The 21,050-nt window shown below is 51.7% G+C and carries 18 protein-coding genes; 14 read left to right on the top strand and 4 right to left on the bottom strand.

Translation table 11 applies throughout. The annotated features are described in order from the left end of the window. The first annotated feature begins 247 nt into the window (after positions 1 to 247). The 6 genes from Q8O77_RS06525 (at position 248) to Q8O77_RS06500 (ending at position 8,640) form a co-directional block, all read left to right on the top strand. Positions 248 to 1,627, top strand: a complete 1,380-nt coding sequence (locus Q8O77_RS06525) for a lyase family protein (RefSeq protein ID WP_305552047.1) — start codon at positions 248 to 250, stop codon at positions 1,625 to 1,627. A gap of 284 nt (positions 1,628 to 1,911) precedes the next feature. After that, positions 1,912 to 3,888: a polysaccharide lyase family 1 protein gene (locus tag Q8O77_RS06520; protein WP_305552046.1), complete on the top strand. Its 1,977-nt coding sequence runs from the start codon at positions 1,912 to 1,914 to the stop codon at positions 3,886 to 3,888. Positions 3,889 to 4,035: 147 nt separating this feature from the next. Beyond that, a complete protein-coding gene (locus Q8O77_RS06515; protein ID WP_305552045.1) occupies positions 4,036 to 5,115 on the top strand; it encodes a YjgN family protein in 1,080 nt (359 codons plus the stop codon). Next, a complete protein-coding gene (locus Q8O77_RS06510; RefSeq protein ID WP_305552044.1) occupies positions 5,115 to 6,161 on the top strand; it encodes a M48 family metallopeptidase in 1,047 nt (348 codons plus the stop codon). Before Q8O77_RS06515 ends, Q8O77_RS06510 begins: the two co-directional genes overlap by 1 nt. 74 nt (positions 6,162 to 6,235) lie before the next feature. Then, positions 6,236 to 7,900 carry an amidohydrolase gene (locus tag Q8O77_RS06505; protein ID WP_305552043.1) on the top strand — a complete coding sequence of 555 codons (1,665 nt, stop codon included), beginning with the start codon at positions 6,236 to 6,238 and terminating at the stop codon, positions 7,898 to 7,900. Next, complete coding sequence (locus Q8O77_RS06500) at positions 7,897 to 8,640, top strand: RNA methyltransferase (RefSeq protein WP_305552042.1); 744 nt, start codon at positions 7,897 to 7,899, stop codon at positions 8,638 to 8,640. Before Q8O77_RS06505 ends, Q8O77_RS06500 begins: the two co-directional genes overlap by 4 nt. 110 nt (positions 8,641 to 8,750) lie before the next feature. On the opposite strand, the gene Q8O77_RS06495 is transcribed toward Q8O77_RS06500, so the two are convergent. The 4 genes from Q8O77_RS06495 to Q8O77_RS06480 all read right to left on the bottom strand — a co-directional run bounded on the left by Q8O77_RS06495 (position 8,751) and on the right by Q8O77_RS06480 (position 11,716). Next, on the bottom strand, positions 8,751 to 9,386 hold the full coding sequence (locus tag Q8O77_RS06495) for a hypothetical protein (protein WP_305552041.1): 636 nt from the start codon (positions 9,384 to 9,386) through the stop codon (positions 8,751 to 8,753). 151 nt (positions 9,387 to 9,537) lie between these two features. Then, positions 9,538 to 10,176, bottom strand: coding sequence for a hypothetical protein (locus tag Q8O77_RS06490; protein WP_305552040.1), 639 nt, complete (start codon positions 10,174 to 10,176; stop codon positions 9,538 to 9,540). Positions 10,177 to 10,585: 409 nt separating this feature from the next. Further along, positions 10,586 to 11,209, bottom strand: coding sequence for a hypothetical protein (locus Q8O77_RS06485; RefSeq protein WP_305552039.1), 624 nt, complete (start codon positions 11,207 to 11,209; stop codon positions 10,586 to 10,588). Between the two features lie 240 nt (positions 11,210 to 11,449). Further along, entirely contained in the window at positions 11,450 to 11,716 is a 267-nt protein-coding gene (locus Q8O77_RS06480) for a DUF2442 domain-containing protein (protein ID WP_305552038.1), read from the bottom strand. A gap of 142 nt (positions 11,717 to 11,858) precedes the next feature. Here Q8O77_RS06480 and cysM point away from each other — a divergent pair, with 142 nt between their 5' ends. The 8 genes from cysM to Q8O77_RS06440 all read left to right on the top strand — a co-directional run bounded on the left by cysM (position 11,859) and on the right by Q8O77_RS06440 (position 20,991). Further along, positions 11,859 to 12,743, top strand: coding sequence for a cysteine synthase CysM (gene cysM, locus Q8O77_RS06475; RefSeq protein WP_305552037.1), 885 nt, complete (start codon positions 11,859 to 11,861; stop codon positions 12,741 to 12,743). A gap of 124 nt (positions 12,744 to 12,867) precedes the next feature. Next, the gene (locus Q8O77_RS06470) at positions 12,868 to 14,154 is read left to right on the top strand and encodes a porin (RefSeq protein ID WP_305552036.1); all 1,287 of its coding nucleotides are present in this window, start codon (positions 12,868 to 12,870) and stop codon (positions 14,152 to 14,154) included. A gap of 39 nt (positions 14,155 to 14,193) precedes the next feature. Then, positions 14,194 to 15,822 (top strand): BCCT family transporter, encoded by a 1,629-nt coding sequence (locus Q8O77_RS06465; protein ID WP_305552035.1) that lies wholly within the window; start codon positions 14,194 to 14,196, stop codon positions 15,820 to 15,822. Between the two features lie 36 nt (positions 15,823 to 15,858). Continuing rightward, positions 15,859 to 17,754, top strand: coding sequence for a DUF294 nucleotidyltransferase-like domain-containing protein (locus Q8O77_RS06460; protein WP_305552034.1), 1,896 nt, complete (start codon positions 15,859 to 15,861; stop codon positions 17,752 to 17,754). Positions 17,755 to 17,756: 2 nt separating this feature from the next. Beyond that, positions 17,757 to 18,509, top strand: a complete 753-nt coding sequence (locus tag Q8O77_RS06455) for a 3'-5' exonuclease (protein ID WP_305552033.1) — start codon at positions 17,757 to 17,759, stop codon at positions 18,507 to 18,509. A gap of 63 nt (positions 18,510 to 18,572) precedes the next feature. Continuing rightward, complete coding sequence (locus Q8O77_RS06450) at positions 18,573 to 19,070, top strand: DUF4442 domain-containing protein (protein WP_305552032.1); 498 nt, start codon at positions 18,573 to 18,575, stop codon at positions 19,068 to 19,070. Between the two features lie 44 nt (positions 19,071 to 19,114). Next, positions 19,115 to 20,038: a DMT family transporter gene (locus tag Q8O77_RS06445; RefSeq protein WP_305552031.1), complete on the top strand. Its 924-nt coding sequence runs from the start codon at positions 19,115 to 19,117 to the stop codon at positions 20,036 to 20,038. 125 nt (positions 20,039 to 20,163) lie between these two features. After that, positions 20,164 to 20,991: a sulfotransferase gene (locus tag Q8O77_RS06440; RefSeq protein WP_305552030.1), complete on the top strand. Its 828-nt coding sequence runs from the start codon at positions 20,164 to 20,166 to the stop codon at positions 20,989 to 20,991. Positions 20,992 to 21,050 lie beyond the last annotated feature (59 nt).

The following is a 21,050-nucleotide window of genomic DNA, read 5'->3' as shown; positions in this document are numbered from 1 at the left end:
ATTAAGCATAGAAGACGTAATGCCTTTGCAACATGGGCGGGTACAAAAAATCAGCTTGTCAGTTGTTAAGCCGGTATTTATACCGGGATTTAGCGTAAAAGTCTATTTATCACGCCGCGCCACAGCGCATCTGCACAGAGTTTCACCTTGCAGGACAACAGGTTTATCGCAACACTAAACTGGCAACACCGCACTAAAGCAAGTACAACTAATAGCAGTGTGATACAGCAACCTTAAAGGAGTGGCTATGAAAACCAGAACTGAGTACGACAGTATGGGCGAACTGCAGGTACCGCTCAACGCGCTGTACCAGGCACAAACCCAACGCGCGGTGCAGAATTTTCAGCTTAGCGGCCTGACCTTACCCGTCGGCTTTATCCGCGCCTTATTGCAGATCAAACAGGCCGCTGCCACAGTAAATCAGCAGTTGGGCTTACTCGACAGCAAAATTGCCGGCGCAATAGTTAATGCCGCTAAGGCACAACTGGCTGACACCAACATGCAACAGTACCCGGTAGACGTATTTCAAACCGGCTCCGCCACCAGCAGTAATATGAATGTCAATGAAGTGCTGGCCACCCTGGCCGGGCAGCAAGCAGGCCTGGCTGTTAGCCCGAATGATCATGTTAACCTCGGCCAAAGCAGCAACGATACAATACCCTGCGCCATTCATGTCAGCGCGGTGCAGGCCATTACACAGCAGCTGATCCCGGCATTGCAGCATCTGCAAGCGGTGCTGGTAGGCAAAAGCCAACAGATTGGCCATATTGTAAAAACCGGCCGCACTCATTTAATGGATGCCATGCCGGTAAATTTCAGCCAGGTACTGGGTGGCTGGCAGGCGCAACTGGCGCAGGCTGAACACGGCATACAGCAACAGCTGCAACAATTACAAGCTTTGGCGCAGGGCGGCACCGCTGTTGGCAGCGGCATTAATGCCGACCCGCGCTTTGCCGCGGCCTTTTGCCGCCAACTGAGCGACGATACCGGGCTGGCATTTCGTCCGGCGGACAACTTTTTCAGCGCCATCGGCTCACAGGACAGCGCGGTTGCCACTTCGGGTGCGTTGAAAACCCTGGCCGTCAGTTTGATGAAAATCAGCAACGATTTACGCTGGATGAATTCCGGCCCACTGGCCGGCCTTGGCGAAATTGCGCTGCCGGCATTACAACCCGGCTCGTCCATTATGCCGGGTAAAGTTAATCCGGTGATCCCGGAAGCCGTGGCCATGTTGTCGGCTCAGGTGATTGGCAACGACACTACCATTACGCTGGCCGGCCAGTCCGGTAACTTTGAGCTAAATGTAATGCTGCCGCTTATTGCTTACAATTTGTTGCAAAGCATCAGCCTGCTGGCCAATGGTTGCACCGCGCTGGCGGACCGGACCATCAGTGGTTTTACTGTGCTGGAAGATAATATCAGCAAAGCGCTGGCGCGAAATCCGATCCTGGTTACCGCGCTTAACCCACTGATAGGCTATGCCAAAGCTGCGGAAATAGCCAAGCAAGCCTATAAACAACAAAGACCGGTGCTGGATGTTGCGCTGGAACACACCAGCTACAGCCGCAGCGAACTGGAACAACTGCTGGACCCGGCCCGCTTATGTCAGGGTGGTAATGTGGCTTAGGCCACATTACTGTAGCAGCCTGACGTATTTTGGTTCAAATACGAACATTTCAGCTGAAACTGCATCACTTTTCTGCGTATAGCTTGTACAAACTGCTGCCTGTCAGCGATAACTGATAGCGCAGCAATAATGTCCGCCACAGTGCGCACAAAAAATGCCACCGGTAGACAAAACTACAATATTCCGCTGCACTATAAAAATAACAATTTAAATCAACAGGGTGTCTTACACTTTCCGATCCCGCTGTACGGGCAGTTCATGCACCCCGGATAAAGGGTAGCGATATGATAGCTAATAAAACACTTCTTGCCGTATTGGTAAGCAGCAGCTTGTTGCTTGGCTGCAACGACAGCGATAATGAGCCGCCGGCAGTGCCCGATACAGGCACTGAAATCCCGCGGCCTGACACCGGTGTTATCACCTTAACCGATCTGGATACTGTTTACGGTTATGCCGCTGAGAACGGCGGCACCACCGGCGGCAGCGGGGATAACAAGGTTGAAGTAACCGTTTGTACCGGCGAAGAAATGATTAATGCGATTAAAAATAAAGACCCAAACCGGCCCCTAACCATCTGGGTTAACGGTAGTATTACACTGCAAAATGCCAAAGATACGCGGATAGATATTAAGGATGTGTCGGATATTTCCATTATCGGTCTGGGTACCCAGGGCGAAATGGCCGGTATCGGCTTTAATATAGTGCGCGCCGAAAATATCATTATCCGTAACCTGCGTATTCATCATGTGCGCGCCAACCAGGGCGCGCCGGGCGACGGCATCAGTATGGAAGGCCCGGTACGCAATATCTGGATTGATCACAACGAAATTTATAACAGCCTCACCGTTGATGACCCGGCGCTGACTGAAGATCAGGTAAAAGATTATTACGATGGCCTGGTAGACGCCAAAGGCGATGCGCAGTTTATTACCATTTCATTTAACAAGTTCCACCACAGCTGGAAAACCTCGCTGGTGGGTTCGTCCGACAGCGACAATTTCGACCGCACGTTAACTTACCACCACAACCACTGGTATAACGTCAATTCACGCTTGCCACTATTTCGCTTTGGTAAAGGCCATATCTACAATAATTTTTACGACGGCGCGTTAGAAAGCGGCATTAACTCGCGGATGGGGGCCCTGATCCGCATTGAGCACAACCACTTTGCTGATATGAAGAATCCGGTGATGTCGATGTACAGCCAGGAGATAGGTTATTGGCAGCTGATTGACAATATCTTTGACAATATCAGTTGGCAGGACAGCCCGGCCGACGGCGTAATTGCCAGTGAAGACGGCCGCTCTACCGGCGAACTGCAGCCGCCCTATGATTACAGCGCCAGCTTGTTACCGGTGTACAATGTCAAGGCCACAGTGTTGGCGTATGCCGGTGTCGGCGTAATAGACACGCCGCCCAGTGCCGGTTTATGCCCGGCACCGCAGCCGCCGGAGCCGGTCGATCCCGGGCCGGAGCCGGTGCCGGTTGACCCGGTAGAGCCGCCGTTAAGCGTAGACTGGGGTACTTATGACGGCAGCCTGCAGCCATTCGCCGCCAATGCCATTACCCTGCCTGATGGCAGCCAAACTGCATTTCTGCCACAACAAAGTGGCGGTGTCGATGAGCCTAACCGGTTCAGTGCTAACGGCGATGGTACGGTAACCTTTGACAGCAGCGCCAATGGCGCCGACCGTAGCAGAGCCAAATTGGACAATGTCGCTGCCGCTGATGGTGTTTATCCGAAATCTTTTACCCTGCTGATGGGTATTACCGGTAATGCCGGTGGCAACCGCGTGTTGGAAACCGAAATTGCGCTGGGCGATAGTGCCGCTACCGGCGCCAGCAGCCGGTTAAAAATTGTGTATCGCAATGACGGTAATAATTCCGGCGTCCAACTGGAAAATGCCAACAACGGCTCATCCATTACCGCCGGCAAAGGCAACGAGCCGGACCCGCTGGATATGAGCCAGTTCCGCGTGTATCACTTTACGGTAGCGCTAACCTCACCCACCACCGGCAACGTGGCGCTGTATGTTGAAGGCAATAATACGCCGTTACTGCAACTGGACGGCGTTACTATGCGCCCGGCCAGTAACAACACAGACAATTACCTGCAAATCGGCGATGCCGGTGGCAGCAGTTACGTCGGTGATATCGACTGGGTAGTATGGACTGACGCCGGAGCCTACACGCCCGATATGTTAAAAGGCTTATTGCCGGCCGGGATTGGTGATATCAGCGGCTACGAAGCTCAGCCCTAAGCAATAAACTAAGCCGTGGCGCAATTGACAATTCAATTGCGCCACTATCTTGTTAAATAATAAATAAAACTATTGCCAACTACATATTGTTGCCAGCTATAATGCCGCTTTTATTTTACACAGCAGCAACAAAAGGGAAGCAGTTCTATGGAAAACACCTTCGGCACCACCACGCCGCAGCCCAACCAGGCGCGCATCAGTAACGTAGCCTTCAGCGGTCAGGCCGGTGAATTTTTTGGTATTTGGATCGTCAATCTGTTACTCAGCATTGTTACCTTGGGTATCTACAGTGCCTGGGCTAAAGTACGCACCAATCAGTATTTTTATGGCCACACCAGCATAGAAAACCAATCATTCCGTTACCTGGCCAGCCCGATACAAATTTTAAAAGGCCGCATTATTGCGGTAATTATCTTTGCTTTGTTTTTTGTGTTATCCGCTGTATCGCCAATATTTGCGGTTGTGTTGGCACTGGCTTTTTTAATCGCCTCGCCGTGGTTAATTGTACAAAGTTTAAAATTCAATATGCGTATGACCAGCTACCGCAATGTGCGGTTTGCTTTTAACGGTGACTATGCCGGTGCCTTTAAACATTTTGTGTTGCTGCCGGTGCTGGCAGTTTTTACGCTGTATCTGGCCATGCCTTGGGTGTTAAAACGTATAGACCAGTTTGTTTACGGCAATATCAGCTATGGCGGTAAGCAATTTCAGGCCAACACTGAAACCGGCAACTATTATATCGCTGCCCTGGTGGCAATAGCCGCCGTGATATGTGTCGGTATCGCTTTCAGTATTATCTCCGCGCTGGTGATTGGCGCAACAGCCTTCGGTACCCAAAGTAGCTTAGATGGTGTGCTCGGTGTCACCGGCTTTTTGATTTTCGTTATGTACTTTTTAATGCTGACACTAAGCGGTGCAATTTATCAAACCATGATCCGCAACCATTTATTCGAACGCACTGAATTGCCACAGATTGTACAATTTAAATCTGAAGCCCGGGTTATGCCGTTTTTATGGTTAACCATCACCAACTTACTGGCTATCATCTGTACGCTGGGCCTGGCGTATCCGTGGGCCAGGATCCGTAAAGCCAGCTATTTTGCCGGCGTTACTACCGTAGCGGTGTATCCGCAAGCCGACTCCCTGGTTGATCAGGCACAACAGAGCAGCAGCGCCTTTGGCGAAGAAGCAGCCGGCCTATTTGATATCGACGTGTCTTTAGCCTGATGCACGCCAGCCACCGGATTGCCGGGCAATTTCAGCATGCCGCCAGCAGCAGCTTGTATGCTGCGCTGGCAACCATCAGTGCCAACGGCAGGCTGAGCATCGTCAGTGCGGCGGATAACAGCAGCCTGTGTCAGGCCGGTGTCGACGACTATCGTTTCGGCACTGTGCTGCCGGGGTTAGCAGTAGAGCTGCAGCTGCGTGATGGTGCGGTGTTTGTGCCGGATGACCGCAGTTTTCGCTGGCCACAGCTTAGTGCCAAAGCCAAACTGGCCGCCTGGCTGGAAAGCCACAAGCTGGCGATGCTTGCCGCGGTGTTTTTATCGCCGCTGTTGCTGTGGTGGATTATTGTCTATGCCATGCCGATGGCGGCCGGTGCTGCCGTACCCCTGGTGCCTGACAGCGTAAAACGCCAAATGGGCCAGCAAACTTTTTACAGTTTGCAACAAACTGTGCTGCAGCCTACAGAGTTAGCGGCACCACAGCAAGCCACTGTGCAGTACCACTGGCAAATGGCATTGCAGCAGCTACCACTGCAACAGAGCAACTATAAGTTGTATCTGTATAAGTCAGACTTTTTCGGTGCCAATGCTTTTGCCCTGCCCGACGGCACTGTGGTAGTAACCGACGGCCTGGTGAAACTACTGCACGACAAACCGGATGCATTGCTGGCGGTGTTGTTGCATGAGATCGGCCATGTTGAAGGCCAGCACAGTGTGCGTTTAGTCGCACAGTCACTGGGCGCGGCTTTGGTGTTTGGTATTTTGTTTGGCGACCCGGAAGGCATTGCTGAGCTGGTGCTGGGTTCGGGTTCTGTGCTGCTGCAAAGTGCTTTTTCGCGTGATATGGAACGCGAAGCCGATCAATTTGCGCTGCAGCAACTGAAAGCTTTGGGTAAGTCACCGTCTGCTTTTGCCGACGCCATGTCGGCATTGCTGAGCGAACACGGCGATAGCGATGACACGTCCGCCAGCTTGTTAAAATACCTCAGCTCCCACCCCGATACGCGCGAGCGTATAGAACAGGCAACACAGCAGCACACCGACTGAACCACCGCGCCGGATTCCGCCGGCGCGGTTTTATTGCTATAGTTGCCAGCAAAACCAAACAGGGACAATACCTTATGTTGCGCTTTGCCAGCTTAGCTTGTGCGTTATTTACTACCGGCCTTGTTACCGGCAATCTCAGTGCCGCGCCGGTGGTACTGTCAGATATTAAAGGTTACGGCTTCGATTCAGCACGCCAGCTGCAGCAGTTCAGCGTGCTGGTATTTGATGATGCCAGCGGCAAAGTATTAGCGCGTGGTGATGCAGCACTGCTAAAGCAGTATCCACAGGCTAAACAGCTGAGCGGCAACGGTAAAACCCTGCTACCGGGTTTAATTGACGGCCATGGCCATGTATTGGGGCTGGGGCAATACTTAGCCGTGGCAGAACTGCGCGGCAGCAACAGTGAGCAGGATGCAGTCGCACGGGTAGCGCAGTTTGCTGCCGCCAATAAAGACGCGCCCTGGATTATCGGCCGCGGCTGGAACCAGGTATTGTGGCCTACTAAGCAGTTCCCTACCACCGCCTTACTCGATGAGGCCATCAGCGACAAACCGGTTTATCTGGAGCGGATAGATGCGCATGCCGGCTGGGCTAACAGCAAAGCGCTGGCGCTGGCTGGCATTACCAAAGACAGCATAGACCCGCCGGGCGGCGAGATCATCCGCGACAGCAAAGGCAACCCGACCGGGGTGTTGATAGACAACGCCATGGCGCTGGTAGAACAACATATACCCGAGCCGGATAAAAACGACACACTGCGGGCGTTAAACGTAGCCTTTTCCCACTTACTGGCACTGGGCATTACCAGCGTACATGACGCCGGCGTAGATACCGCCACCGTTAAGCTGTTTCAGCAACTGGCGGCAGAGCAAAAACTGCCGCTGCGTATCTATCCGATGTTATCGGCGCGCGACCCGCAACTGCCGCAGTGGCTGGCAGCCGGCATTATTGACGACCCAACAGATTTTCTCGATATCCGTTCGGTGAAAATCTACGGTGACGGGGCGCTTGGCAGCCGTGGTGCAGCTTTAATTGAGCCCTACAGCGATCAGCCATCGCAAAAAGGCTTACTGGTAACCCAGCCAGACCAGTTAACGCAAATAATGCAAATGACGATAGATGCCGGTTTTCAAACCAATGTGCATGCCATCGGCGATTTAGCCAACCGTTTAGCGTTGGACCGCTTTGAACAGCTGGTGCCGGAAGATAAACGCGCCGCCAGCCGGCACCGGATTGAGCATGCGCAAATTGTGTCACCGAAAGACATTCCGCGCTTTGCCAAACTGCATGTGTTGCCGGCGATGCAGGCGGTGCATGCCACCTCAGATAAAAACATGGCCGGCGATCGCTTGGGCGTAGCACGGCTGCGTGGTGCCTATGCCTGGCGCAGCTTTATCGACCAGGGCAGCATTATTGTTGGCGGCTCCGACTTTCCGGTCGAACTGGCCAACGCCTTTCACGGTATTCATGCCTCGGTTACGCGGCAAAGCCAGGATAACCAACCGGTTGGCGGCTGGTTGCCGGAGCAAAAACTCAGTTTAACCGAAGCACTGCGCTCTTTTACCGTAGACGCCGCCTATGGCGCCTTTCAGGAAACCAGCATGGGCACGCTGGCGCCGGGTAGCTGGGCCGATTTTATTCTGATAGATCGCGATATTTATAACATCCCGCCACAGCAGCTGTGGCAGACAGAGGTAGAGCAAACCTGGGTTAACGGTAAGCAGGTATTCACTAAATGATCAGCCAAAAGTGGAGCAAGTTAATCCGCTCCTTGCAGCAAAAAAAATACCGCAAAGCCGAGCAGCTGTTTTTTGTTGAAGGCGAAAAAGCCGTATTAGAACTACTGGCCTCCGGCTGGCAGGTCGACGCGGTGTTCGCGACAGAAAAGTTCTTGCAGCAATATCCGCAGCAGGTAAAAACGGCAGCGCTGGTGCAACAATGCAGCGCTGATGAGCTGGTAAAGGTAGGCACCTTTGCCAGCAATGACGCGGCGTTGGCAGTAGTAAAAATGCCAGTGCAGAGCGATTTTGTACCACATAGCCACGGTTTTGTGCTGGTGCTGGATCAGATCAACGACCCGGGTAATCTGGGCACCATTATCCGTATTGCCGACTGGTACGGCATCAAGCATATTGTCTGCTCGCCGGATACTGCAGACTGCTACAACCCCAAGGTAATAGCCGCCGCCAAAGGCTCGTTTTTACGGGTGCAACTGCATTACCAGGCGCTGCAGCCGCTGCTGGCACACAGCATATTGCCGGTGTACGGCGCCTATCTTGGCGGTGAATCAGTGCATCAGCTACAACTTACACAGCAAGGTGGCTTTATCGTGCTGGGTAATGAGGCCAATGGTATCAGCGCAGAGTTAGAAGGCGTAATTAACCGCAAAATCACCATCCCGGCCTTTGGCGAGGCAGAATCACTGAATGTCGGCATCGCTGCCGCGGTAATCTGTGATAATTTGCTGCGGCTAAGTTAGTAGTACTAGCGGTGTAAACACTAGCGGAAGTTGCGACCAACAGTGGGCGTTAACGTTGAAGCTGAGCCGCGAGCGGCGGCCTGCCAATGCGAGTCGGCTCGAGCGACTGGTTAGACCGCGCCAACAACTACGTCTTCAGATGTCCTGAACACTGCAAGATAAGTCCCCTCTGGATGTACAGGGGGGACACCAAGCTTCTTCCTCCAGTAATACAGAACGGCCAAGAATAGCAAGAGAACATCCCAGTCCTTGCCACTTCGGTCTATCACGTTCACTGCTGGTGTGACGACCCAGTCCGATGCACCAGGAGCCGAGAATTCAGGGGGGTCCTCATGGTCCTCTACGGCCGTGACATAGCCACACCCAACATGGCCGCCTGAATAGTAAAGGTGAGAGACAAGATCAAAGGGAGCCAACAACGGGTTATCAAGTGTCTTGTGTTTTGCACCATTCGCAATTTGTTCGCAAACCGCGAGTTCTGCCGAATCTGCCCTGCATTGCTCCTGCAATGTCCTCAGCATCTTTCGATCCGCAGGCCCGTTCCGAGAAGCAAGCCAGTCGACCATATGCCAGGCGGTGATGCTGAAATCAAAGACCCAATCGAATTGGTCATCGCCATACGCTGCACGCCTGTGCAGGGTGCGCTCTAGCTTTGCATAGAGATCCTCGGGCGTAGCGATATCCACAACACCTTTACGACTGCTCTTGCTGAATGTGATGATTGGACCCGATTTAATCTTTCCCATGGTACTTCAACCTCGTGCCTATGCGGCCTAACGCCGCATTAAGATGTGAGCAACGCTTCCACGGCACTAAACCATTGCGCCGTAAACACTAAACCCAACGTTGAACTGAAAATGCCAAGCGTTGGGAATCACTCTTAAATGCTTTGTTAGCCTAATCTTTTAACAACGGTGATGGCAACTGAACTTCTAAAATTTGAGCTTGATTATGTAGCCTTTTTTCTAGCAACTTATAGTCCTGCTTAGATGCCATTGATGCCCAATCTGCTCTGTATTGAAGATATTCAGCTTTTGATAGCTTAGGTGCTAACACTGTAAGACGTTGATTAAATGATGCGTTTAATTGGAGATCTGTATAAATATAAGAAGCCATTATGGTAGCTAAACTCAAACCAACAATAACCAATAACCAACGAAGAATCCTTAACTTAAACAATAGACCGTTAACCTTGTCTTTCTTCGCAACGTCATCATCTGAGCTTTGAATAGACTTATCTATCTTCCTTGCTGTGAACTGCCCTAATCCCTTTCCAAGCAACAGGACAAAAGGCAAATAAATGCCTAAAATCACAACAGTAACAACAACCCAGTTCCTTTCACCTAACGCTGCATTTTCGTACATAAGATCAACATAGTAATTAATATACTCATTGCCTGTAGAGGAAATAGCGTTCCAAAAATATGTCATCACTGGCTGTATCAAAGAAATAAAGATTATCGATGCAACAATGCTCGCGGCAATACTTGCGCGAAATGTACTTTTACTAACAACTTCATCTGATTTTTGTGTCATTTACCACTACCGTATTACTAAATTTTCCAATATTAGGCTAACAACTTAGCGTTTTATCCGGCACTTTGTCCAGTGACGGCTAAACGCCTGTTGAACGGCCTGGTTCGCTTAATTTTTGGTATACTTGATGCTAAAGGAATTTTTTTAAGGGAAAAGTTAAAAGCCAGCTAGGTTAATACTATGCATTTCGGCACCTTGCAGAGATATGACGATTATTATCTTCGGCCCCTTATTTGGAGTATGAGGTAAGGGTGCCCCCGATATGCGTTTGTTGCAGGCTATCGCCCGGCAACCATGATGGCAGATGTAGCAGTCTATCTTGCTGATGGACAAACAGACTGGCCGCTAACGCGGCCAGAAGAGCGGTTTTACCTATTGACTCCGGGAAGGCTCATATGTGTTATGTTTATTACACTGCAAACCTTTCTCTCTGCTGAGAAGACATGCACTGTAAAACATAGTTAAGCTGGTCATCTTTTAACGTTCTAAGATATGCTTTGCATTCTCTAGTTCGTAGGTAAACAGGAAACATGGACGGTTGATACTTGATATCATTTTTATGCATTTTCTCGCAAAGAACGACTAAATTTTGAGGAGTAAAAGCACCTTTTGATTTAAAGTGGGAAACGCTCATCTCAATATATTTTCTGTATTCCCTATCAATTTTCCATAGTATCCTTAATGGTTGTAAAGCAATGTCTACTTGCTTATCCTTTAATGCCCTATCAAGTTCTCGCTTACGTGTGCGCGCATCGGTAAGTTGCATTCCAGATTCATCATAAACAACAATTTCTTGAAATCTTAGAATACATGAAGACCCGACCCATAAATGATTCAATTTCAAATAATTTATTATTTCAAAATGATACCGAAGTTCCTCATGCTCGCAAAGCTCACAGGTTTCATCTGCGATTTGATGATCTATTACTTCACCAGTAAACTCCCATTCCTTCAACGCTTCTTTAAAATCATTAGCAGCGCTAAGTGGTATGAGATTTTTAATTGAATTTTCCATCCATGGATTCTTGCGCATTCACTTCCCTTTATAAATCTCGAGGGTCAGATCCAATTGTTACAACTTGCCTGAACCGCTTAACCGCCGCCGAGTAAAGCTAGCTAATTTCAAACTTGCGTTACATTTACCTAAAAAATGAATTTGGTCAAGAAGCGTAGAGGGCAGATCTAGTCTCAACCAACCTAGATGCAGTGTAACTAAGATATGTTTATTGTTTAAATCATAGAAAATCTAAACCTTAATCCACTAACAGTGTTTCTAAGCGGTAACTGTCGTCACTTTTTCAGCTGTTGAACATTGGCTTTTGCTGTAAACAAACTCAGGGGCAAGATCTACTCCGGCGTCCCACTCTATGGTGTCAAATGAAACCCGAACCCGGTTAAATGCTTCGACATCTTGCAACCGCTTAAATACGCCGAAATCCAAATAGGGTTTCATATCCAAAATGCCTTTTTCGCCGTTATCAAAGCTCACTGCCAACAGATAATTATCCAGCGGCGCTACTGTTTTCACAGACGGATACATAATTCACCTCTCATTCCAGTAGCTGGACGCTTTACTTTATTACATAGGTCCAGACTGTCAACCCAGCGCTTAAGCATTAACAGCTAAGTGGCTTTGCGCTACACTGGCAGCAGTTTTCGCTTCTTAATGCATGGTGCTGGCTATGACTTTCCCGACTATTGAACATTCTGTTGGCAACACCCGGCTGGTAAAGCTACAGCGCATGGCGGCGCATACCCAGAGCACCGTATTGCTCAAGCTGGAAGGTGATAACCCGGCCGGTTCGGTAAAAGACCGGCCGGCGCTGAATATGATAGTGCAGGCTGAACAGCGCGGCACGATTAAACCCGGTGACCGCATTATTGAAGCCACCAGCGGCAACACCGGTATTGCCTTGGCAATGGCAGCTGCGATTAAAGGCTATGCCATGACCCTGATTATGCCGGATAACGCTACCGAAGAGCGTAAAAGCAGCATGCGCGCTTATGGCGCCGAGCTGATACTGGTAACCAAAGAGCAAGGCATGGAAGGCGCGCGTGATTTAGCCCTGCAGATGCAGGCGCAAGGCAAAGGCATAGTGCTGGACCAGTTTAACAACCCGGATAACCCGGCGGCACATTATGCCAGTACCGGGCCGGAAATTTGGCAGCAAAGCCGGCAACAAGTTACCCACTTCGTATCCAGTATGGGCACCACCGGCACTATTATGGGGGTGTCGCGTTACCTGAAAGAGCAAAACCCGGCGATCCAAATTATTGGCCTGCAACCGGCCGAAGGCGCCAGCATTCCCGGTATCCGCCGCTGGCCCGAGGCTTATCTGCCGGGCTTTTTTGATAGAAGCCGCGTCGATCAGATCATTGATATCAGCCAGCAGGATGCATTAAACGCCATGCGCCGCTTAGCGCGCGAAGAAGGTATCTTTGCCGGTGTCAGCTCCGGCGGCGCCGTACATGCGGCAATCCAACTGGCTGAGCAATATGATAATGCCGTGATCGTGGCGATTATTTGCGACCGCGGTGACCGCTATTTATCCTCCGGTATTTTTTAGCCTGTAGCGTTTTTGTCCTGCCCCGGCCAACGTTCTGTTGGCCGCTTAATTTGGCCTTAGCGCCAGATTGCGCTATCCTTTAAAGCCCTTCTGCTTTAAATCTGATACAAAATAAGGATTTACTATGTTCTCACTTCGCAGTATCAGTCTGATCGCTGCCGTTGGGCTATGCCATTTTTCTGCCCATGCCACTGAAACCGACGACATTAAACAACAACTGGCGGCGCTGAAGGCGCAAATTGCTGCGCTGGAGCAACGGCTGGCAGAACAGGAAGCGGCCGGCGAAAAAGCCGCTGCATTGCTGGCACAGCAGCAGGTAGAAGCCACTGACGACAGTACGGAGAAAACAGACGGCATAAAGCTCGGCGGTGCTATCCGTACCAATTACAGCCATACCTCGTACAGCGACGGCAATAAAAACCGCGGCGGCGACTTTGCTTTTGATATCTTCCGGCTGAATTTAAACGGCAGCATTGGTGATGTGCTGCTAAACGCCGAGATCCGCTTTTTCGATTATATGACCGCGGTTAAGTATGCCTATGTCGGTTACCAACTAACGGAAGACTGGCAGGTGCAGGCCGGTATTACTCAGGTACCTTTTGGTAATTGGCCGTATAATTCGCATAACTATTTTTTCAGCACTAACTATTACCTGGGGTTGGAAGATGATCACGACCTCGGCATTATGTTTAAGCGCCAACTGGCCGATAACTGGCAGCTGGACTTAGGCTTTTTTAAGAACGACGAACTGGGTGGTGTTGAGGGCTATGTCAGTAGCCGTGCTGATCGTTATTCCTACGACATCGTCGGCTACCGCCAGGGCGATGACGGCATTTATGACGATCCTGCGCAGCCACTGGGCGAGTACAATACTTTCTCCGGCCGTTTTGCCTATCAGTTAGAGCACAGCAGCGACTTTACCACTGAGCTGGGCGTATCCGCCCTCGCTGGCGGCTTACATGACGGCAGCTCGCGCGCCGGCAGTTACAATGCCTGGGCGTTGCATTTAAACAGCCATTACCAGCGCTGGAACCTGCAACTGCAACACGGCGAATACCATTACAACATCGACGATGTTGAGCGTATGGCGGTCGGCGCCTATGCCTTTTACGACAGCATTGCCGCCAAAGCCAAAACCAGCACCGTGAATCTGGCTTACAGCCTGCCGATTGAATGGGGCCCGGTTACCGGGCTGCAGTTTTATAACAACTACGGCCTGGTGTACGACAAATCTGATAACAGCCGCGATACTATGATGAATGTCACCGGCTTTTCCGTTGCTGCCGGCGGCCTGTTTACCTATTTTGATTTAGTGCATGCCAGAAATCAGCCCTTCGTTGGTGGCAGTGCGGCCGGTGACAGCAATGAAACCGAGCGCCGCTTCAACATTAATATCGGCTACTACTTTTAACAAAGGCTGCGGCTTTGCAGACAAAACAAGGACAACAGCATGACAGATTATAAAGATCCGATGATCCCGGACGGCAAAGTTAACCCGATAGATACCGATTACCAGATAGGCCAGGACAATATCCTGGTAAAAGTCGGCCCTTTTGGCCTCGACATTCATAACAGAGTGTTTTTAATTTCTGCCATCGTAGTGGTGCTGTTTGTCGTACTGACCATCAGCTTTCAGCAACAGGCCGAACCGGTATTCAGCAGCATGCGCGGCTGGCTTACCAGCAATCTGGATTGGTTTTTTATTTCCGCCGCCAATATTTTTGTGTTGCTGTGTTTAGGTTTAATAGTGTCGCCGCTGGGCAAGGTACGCCTGGGCGGTACCGAAGCCACGCCGGATTTTGGCTACGCCGGTTGGTTCTCGATGCTGTTTGCCGCCGGTATGGGCATTGGCCTGATGTTTTACGGCGTATCAGAACCGCTATCGCACTTTAGCAGCGCCTACGGCGGCGTTAGCGTAACCGACGGTGTGCGCACCGACTGGGCGCCGCTGGCCGGTGCTGCCGGTGATGCCTTAGCCGCAGAGCGCTTGGGTATGGCGGCCACTATTTATCACTGGGCACTGCACCCCTGGGCCATATATGCCATTTTAGCGCTGGGTTTAGCGCTGTTTTCTTTTAATAAAGGTTTGCCGCTCACCATCCGCTCGGTGTTTTACCCGCTACTGGGCGAGCGTATCTGGGGTTGGCCGGGCCACATTATTGATATTCTGGCCGTATTTGCCACCCTGTTTGGTTTAGCCACGTCGCTGGGGCTGGGCGCGTCACAAGCCGGTGCCGGTTTGCATTATCTGTTTGACTGGCCGCAGGGCAGCACCACACAAATCCTGCTGGTTATCGGCATTACCGCCATCGCCCTGGTATCGGTATTGGCCGGGCTGGAAGCCGGGGTAAAACGCCTGTCTGAAATTAATATGCTGCTGGCAGCATTACTGCTGCTGTTTGTTATTATTGTCGGGCCAACATTAGCCATCGCCAGCGGCTTTGTTGCCAACCTGGGCGCTTATTTGCAACATTTACCGGCGCTGGCCAACCCGCTTGGCCGCGAAGATGTTAATTTCTCGCAGGGCTGGACCGCCTTTTACTGGGCCTGGTGGATCAGCTGGTCGCCTTTTGTCGGCATGTTTATCGCCCGGGTATCGCGCGGCCGTACCGTACGCGAGTTTTTAATTTCGGTATTACTTATCCCGTCACTGGCCTGTGTATTATGGATGACAGTATTTGGCGGCACCGCTATCAGCCAGGTGGTGCAACAAGGTTACGAAGTGGCAGCCGGCGCCGAGCTGCCGCTGCAGCTGTTTGCCATGTTAGACGTATTGCCGCTGGCGCAAATCAGCTCCTTTATTGCCATTATTCTGGTAGTGGTGTTTTTTGTTACCTCGTCTGACTCCGGCTCGCTGGTTATTGATACCATAGCGGCCGGCGGTAAAGTGAATGCCCCTACGCCACAGCGGGTATTCTGGTGCACCTTTGAAGGCCTGGTGGCGATAGCATTGATTTTAGGCGGTGGCCTGGTGGCCTTGCAGGCGATGGCGGTGTCTACCGGCTTTCCGTTTACACTGGTATTACTGGCCGCCTGTGTGGCGGTGGTAAAAGGCCTGTTGTCTGAACCCAGAGCCTGACGCCGTGGCATATAAGCAGGTAGAACAGCAGACACGATGGAAATAGAGCAAATTGAAATATTGCAGTTTCTGCAGCGGCATTCGCCGTTTCAGGAATTGCCGCCGGAGCAGCAACTGCTGTTGGCGCAGAGTATTAATGTTGGCTACTTTCAGGCTGGCAGCGAGATACTGCGCTATAACGAGCCGCTGCAGGCGCTGCATTTGATCCGCAGCGGCGCGGTAGAAACCTTTCGTCGCAACGGTGATTTATATAACCGTTTAAGCGAAGGCGGTATTTTTGCTGAACAAGGCCTGCTGCGCGGCGGCAAGGTGCGCTTTCCGGCGACCGCACTGGAAGATACGTTAATTTACTTTATTCCCGACCAGGTATTTCAGCAGCTGTTTGACAGCAATGAGTTTTTCGCCGATTACGTAGAAGTCGGCGATACCGAGCGGCGTAAATCCACCAAGGCAGCGAAACAAGCCGAAGCCGATTTGCTCAGCGCAAAAATCAGCACCCTGCTGCAACGCGAGCCGGTATGCCTGGCCAGCAGCGCCAGTGTCTGGCAAGCGGCGCAAACCATGACAGAACATGGCGTGTCCTGCTTGCTGATCCTGCACGATAACGGCGCTGAGCAAGCTGCTGAACCCGCTGCAGAACCGGGTGCTGAACCAGGTACACTGGCCGGCATTATTACCGACCGTGATATCCGCTCACGTTTGGTGGCGCCCGGGCTGAAGTCAGAAACCTGTGTCAGTGACATTATGTCCACCAATTTGGTGACCATTGACCAACACCAGTATCTGTTTGAAGCCATGATGCTGATGCTGCGCCACAATGTGCATCATCTGCCGGTGCTGCAGCAGGCGCGGCCGGTGGGCGTGCTGGCGCTGTCGGATATTATCCGTTACGAGTCACAAAACAGCCTGTTTGTCGTCAGCAGTATTTTCCGCCAGCACTCGCTGGACGAGCTTAGCGCCCTGGGCAAAGATGTTAAAGCCTGCTTTGTGCGGATGGTAAATGAAGACGCCAACTCGCATATGATTGGCAGCGCCATGGCCGCCATTGGTCGCAGTTTTAAACAACGGTTGCTGGAGCTGGCCGAGCAGCAGCTTGGCCCGCCGCCGGTGCCCTACTGCTTTTTAGCGCTGGGGTCAATGGCGCGCGACGAGCAGCTGATTGTTACCGATCAGGACAACGCCCTGGTGCTGGACAATAGCTTTGATCCGGCACAGCACGATGGCTATTTTCAGCAACTGGCGACTTTTGTCTGTGATGGCCTGGCCGCTTGCGGTTACAGCTATTGCAGCGGCAATATTATGGCCACTAACCCACAGTGGCGTCAGCCGCTACGGGTATGGCAGCAATATTTTACCGACTGGATAGAAAAGCCCGATGCCGAACGTTTGCTGCACGCCAATATCTTTTTCGATTTAGATGCGGTCTGGGGTGAAACCCGCTGGGGCGATGAGTTAAATCAGTTGATCGCGGCAAAAGCCCGGGCCCGGCCACAGTTTCTCGCCTGTATGACACGCAACGCGCTGCAGCGCACGCCGCCGCTGGGCTTTTTTAAAGACTTTGTGATGGAAAACGACGGCCGGCAAAACAACAGCCTGAATATTAAACGCCGCGGCACCGCACCAATGGCGGATCTAATCCGCGTGCATGCACTGGCCATTGGCTCCACAGCAGTTAACTCGTTTGGACGCCTGCGCGATATTATCGCTGCTAAAGTACTGCCCAACGGCCGCGGTGAAGATTTGCGTGACGCTTATGAAGTGATTGCCATGACCCGTATCCGCCAACAGGCGCTGGCCTTGCAGGCCGGTGAAACGCCGGACAACAACGTGGTGCCGGAGCGCTTATCCGAGTTTGAACGCAAGCACTTAAAAGAAGCCTTTTCGGTGTTAAGCAACGCACAAAAATTCCTTAAATTTCATCTGCGCGCCTGACTATGCTGTATCTGGGCCCTTCCGAACTACAACGCCCCGCCGGCCGGCAATCTGATCCGGCCATCAGCAACTGGCGGCAATACTATCAACAGCAGGCCCAAAGCAGCCAACATGCGCTGCTGCAACAGTTTTATCAGGCCGGCATGGTGGCCGCCGACACGCCTATTCGCGAGGTGCCTTTGCTGGCGCTGGATATTGAAACCACCGGGCTGGACCCTGCCAGCAGCGGCATTGTCAGCATTGGTTTATTGCCAATGGACTTAAGCCAAATTTATGCCTCCCGCGCCAGGCAATGGCTGCTAAAGCCGCGCTTTGCCCTTAGCGATGACTCGGTTACGCTGCACCGTATTACCCATTCAGATATTGCCCAGGCGCCGGATCTCAGCGCGGTATTGCCCGAACTACTGCAACAGCTGGCCGGCAAAGTGGTGATAGTGCATTACCGCGGTATTGAACGGCCGTTTTTGCATGCCGCGGTTAAAGCCAGGTTAGGGCAAGGTGTGTACTTTCCGCTGATTGATACTATGGAGCTGGAAGCACGCTTACACCGGCGCAAAGCGCTGAGCCTGTGGCAGCAGCTGCGTGGTAAACAGCAGTTATCCATCCGCCTGGCAGACAGCCGCTTACGCTATGGCTTACCGCCCTACCGGCCGCACCATGCCGCCACCGATGCGCTGGCCTGTGCCGAGTTATTTCGCGCCCAATTGGCAGCACGCTTTAGCCCAAACACGCCGGTTAGCCAGCTGTGGTGTTAGGCCACTTGCATTTGTGCCTGCCAGTTGGCATAGTGCGCAAAAGCCACAACAGGTCAGACCACAATGAGCCAACATAAACCGAATAAACTACAGCGCATTGTTACTAAGTGCTATCAACTGCCAAAATCGTTGCAGGCCTTTGCCCTAAGCACGGTATTTGGCCGGGTGATTAAATTTGCCGGCACCGCCGGGGTAGAAGTATTAGAGCTAAAAGGCGCACGCTCAGTGCTACGGCTGAAAAACCGCAAGAAGGCGCAAAATCATATCGGTTCAGTGCACGCCGCCGCCACCGGCTTACTGGCCGAATCGGCCACCGGCTTTTTAGTTGGCATTCACCTGCCTGACAGCAAGCTGCCGCTGCTGAAACAAATGCAAATTGACTATATCAAGCGCTCAACCGGTGACTTAACTGCGGTGGCCACGCTAACCGACGAGCAAATCACCGCCATGCATAACGAGGACAAAGGCGAAGTAACGGTAGCGGTAACCATTACCGACAGCGCCGGCATTGAGCCGGTAAACGCCAACATGACCTGGGCCTGGATACCAAAAAAGCGCTAAGGTATAGCGGAATAATCTCTTCTACCGTCGGCGGCTGACGTATAATGCCGCCAACGTCATTGCCGGTAACCGCCTCTTTGTCATACGAATACCTTGCCTTATTAGCCGCCGCCTGTTGGGCCGTCGGCAGCCTGATGTCGGCCACCGCCTCTACCCATCTGGGCGCTTTTGCCTTTACCCGCTGGCGCATGTTATGTGCTGCGCTAATGTTATGGCTGATAGCTGCTGTTAGCGGCGGCTGGGTAACATTGGCTGTTGATAGTCTGGGTTTGCTGGTGCTGTCCGGCGTTATCGGCATCTTTATCGGCGACACCGCACTGTTTGCCGCAATGAACCGCCTCGGCCCGCGCCGTGCCGGGGTGCTGTTTGCTACTCATGCGCTGTTTTCTGTGGTGTTGGCGTATATTTTCCTCGGCGAAACCCAGTGGGGCTGGACGCTGATCGGCAGCAGTTTATTAGTCAGCGGTGTAATGACAGCGATATTTTTCGGTAAACGCAAAACCGAGCTGCACGCCTGGGAAGCCAATCAAAGCCAGTTGAAAAGCGGCGTTGTCTTGGGTTTACTGGCCGCGCTGTGTCAGGCAGTAGCGACGCTAATGCTAAAGCCGCTGATGGAAACTAATATTGATGCTGTTGCTGCCAGCGCCGTACGCATGAGCACCGCTTTTGTGCTGCACCAACTGATCTTTATGCTGGGGTTTAAAATCGCCCGCGCTTATTTACCGCTGAATAAGGAGGTATTCCTGCTGGTGCTGGCCAATGCCGCGCTGTCGATGGTACTGGGCATGACATTAATATTGCAGGCATTAAAACACGGCGATGCCGGTATGGTAGCGATACTGTCATCGGTTAGCCCGGTGCTGGTATTGCCGCTGTTATGGTTGGTGTATAAACGCAGCCCGGCTGCCGGCGCCTGGCTGGGGGCTGCGCTTACAGTAACGGGTACAGCATTAATATTGCTTAAATAAGCAACGCAGCGCTCTCTCACACCAGCCAGCGCTTTTTAACTTAACGCAAACTGAATATATTACTTGCAGCTAATGCTTTCTTAGCCCAGAATTGCCTAAAATAACTACAATGATGCGCTTTTCTGATGCCGCAACAGTTTCATTTTATTTCCGGTTTGCCGCGCTCAGGGTCTACCCTGCTGTCAGCAATTTTGCGACAGAACCCAGCATTTTACGCTAGCATTTCCAGCCCGGTAGCGCCATTACTGACGAGTATGCTGCAGCAATTCAGTGCCGGCAGTGAACACGCATCTTTGGTTTCCACAGCACAACGCCAATCATTGTTGCAAGGACTGTTTTCCAGCTATTACACCGAACAGCAGGATAAGCAGGTTATATTCGACACCAACCGATTGTGGTGCGCGCGCTTACCATTACTGCAAAAGTTATTTCCCCAAAGCAAAGTCATTGCTTGCGTGCGCAATGTCGCTTGGATCATGGACAGTTTAGAACGACTTTATAGTGCAGACCCTTTTGAAAACAGCCGACTGTTTAATGATGAGGCTGAGCGCAATACGGTATATAGCCGCACAGACACGCTGGCAATGTCTAATCGCATGGTGGGTTTTGCCTGGACAGCACTGAAAGAGGCATATTACAGCCCATACGCCAGCTCTGTATTGCTGGTTGACTATCAGCTGCTAACCGAGGCGCCGGAAAAAGTGCTGAGGTTAGTTTATCAGTTCATCGGTGAGCCCTGGTTCGAGCACCGTTTTGACGATGTTGCTTTTGACACTCCCGAATTTGACCAAAATCTTGGTTTATCTGGCCTACACCGGATCCGCAGCCAGGTTGCGGTTGCATCCCGACAAACCATATTACCTCCCGATTTATTTGACCGTTACGCTGCAATGAATTTCTGGGATCAAGATACCAGCAGCCAAGCCAATGTAATCCGAATTAAACAGCCATAACTTTGCAGGAAAGCACTATGCCAGTTCAACCCCCCGTTACAACTGTTACAAAGCCGCTA

Source organism: Rheinheimera sp. (assembly GCF_030690345.1).
Classification (GTDB): Bacteria; Pseudomonadota; Gammaproteobacteria; order Enterobacterales; family Alteromonadaceae; genus Alishewanella.
The sequence above is the reverse complement of the archived record's forward strand: the minus strand, read 5'-3'. Positions and strand labels throughout refer to the sequence as shown.

Excerpts from the sequence above, each read along its gene's own strand:
- Q8O77_RS06515 (WP_305552045.1), top strand. The coding sequence starts at position 4,036 with ATGGAAAACACCTTCGGCACCACCACGCCGCAGCCCAACCAGGCGCGC.
- Q8O77_RS06525 (WP_305552047.1), top strand. The coding sequence starts at position 248 with ATGAAAACCAGAACTGAGTACGACAGTATGGGCGAACTGCAGGTACCG.
- Q8O77_RS06450 (WP_305552032.1), top strand. The coding sequence starts at position 18,573 with ATGAGCCAACATAAACCGAATAAACTACAGCGCATTGTTACTAAGTGC.
- Q8O77_RS06465 (WP_305552035.1), top strand. The coding sequence starts at position 14,194 with ATGACAGATTATAAAGATCCGATGATCCCGGACGGCAAAGTTAACCCG.
- Q8O77_RS06455 (WP_305552033.1), top strand. The coding sequence starts at position 17,757 with ATGCTGTATCTGGGCCCTTCCGAACTACAACGCCCCGCCGGCCGGCAA.
- Q8O77_RS06460 (WP_305552034.1), top strand. The coding sequence starts at position 15,859 with ATGGAAATAGAGCAAATTGAAATATTGCAGTTTCTGCAGCGGCATTCG.
- Q8O77_RS06510 (WP_305552044.1), top strand. The coding sequence starts at position 5,115 with ATGCACGCCAGCCACCGGATTGCCGGGCAATTTCAGCATGCCGCCAGC.
- Q8O77_RS06440 (WP_305552030.1), top strand. The coding sequence starts at position 20,164 with ATGCCGCAACAGTTTCATTTTATTTCCGGTTTGCCGCGCTCAGGGTCT.
- Q8O77_RS06520 (WP_305552046.1), top strand. The coding sequence starts at position 1,912 with ATGATAGCTAATAAAACACTTCTTGCCGTATTGGTAAGCAGCAGCTTG.
- Q8O77_RS06500 (WP_305552042.1), top strand. The coding sequence starts at position 7,897 with ATGATCAGCCAAAAGTGGAGCAAGTTAATCCGCTCCTTGCAGCAAAAA.
- Q8O77_RS06480 (WP_305552038.1), bottom strand. The coding sequence starts at position 11,716 with ATGTATCCGTCTGTGAAAACAGTAGCGCCGCTGGATAATTATCTGTTG.
- Q8O77_RS06470 (WP_305552036.1), top strand. The coding sequence starts at position 12,868 with ATGTTCTCACTTCGCAGTATCAGTCTGATCGCTGCCGTTGGGCTATGC.
- Q8O77_RS06505 (WP_305552043.1), top strand. The coding sequence starts at position 6,236 with ATGTTGCGCTTTGCCAGCTTAGCTTGTGCGTTATTTACTACCGGCCTT.
- cysM (WP_305552037.1), top strand. The coding sequence starts at position 11,859 with ATGACTTTCCCGACTATTGAACATTCTGTTGGCAACACCCGGCTGGTA.
- Q8O77_RS06490 (WP_305552040.1), bottom strand. The coding sequence starts at position 10,176 with ATGACACAAAAATCAGATGAAGTTGTTAGTAAAAGTACATTTCGCGCA.
- Q8O77_RS06485 (WP_305552039.1), bottom strand. The coding sequence starts at position 11,209 with ATGCGCAAGAATCCATGGATGGAAAATTCAATTAAAAATCTCATACCA.
- Q8O77_RS06445 (WP_305552031.1), top strand. The coding sequence starts at position 19,115 with ATGCCGCCAACGTCATTGCCGGTAACCGCCTCTTTGTCATACGAATAC.
- Q8O77_RS06495 (WP_305552041.1), bottom strand. The coding sequence starts at position 9,386 with ATGGGAAAGATTAAATCGGGTCCAATCATCACATTCAGCAAGAGCAGT.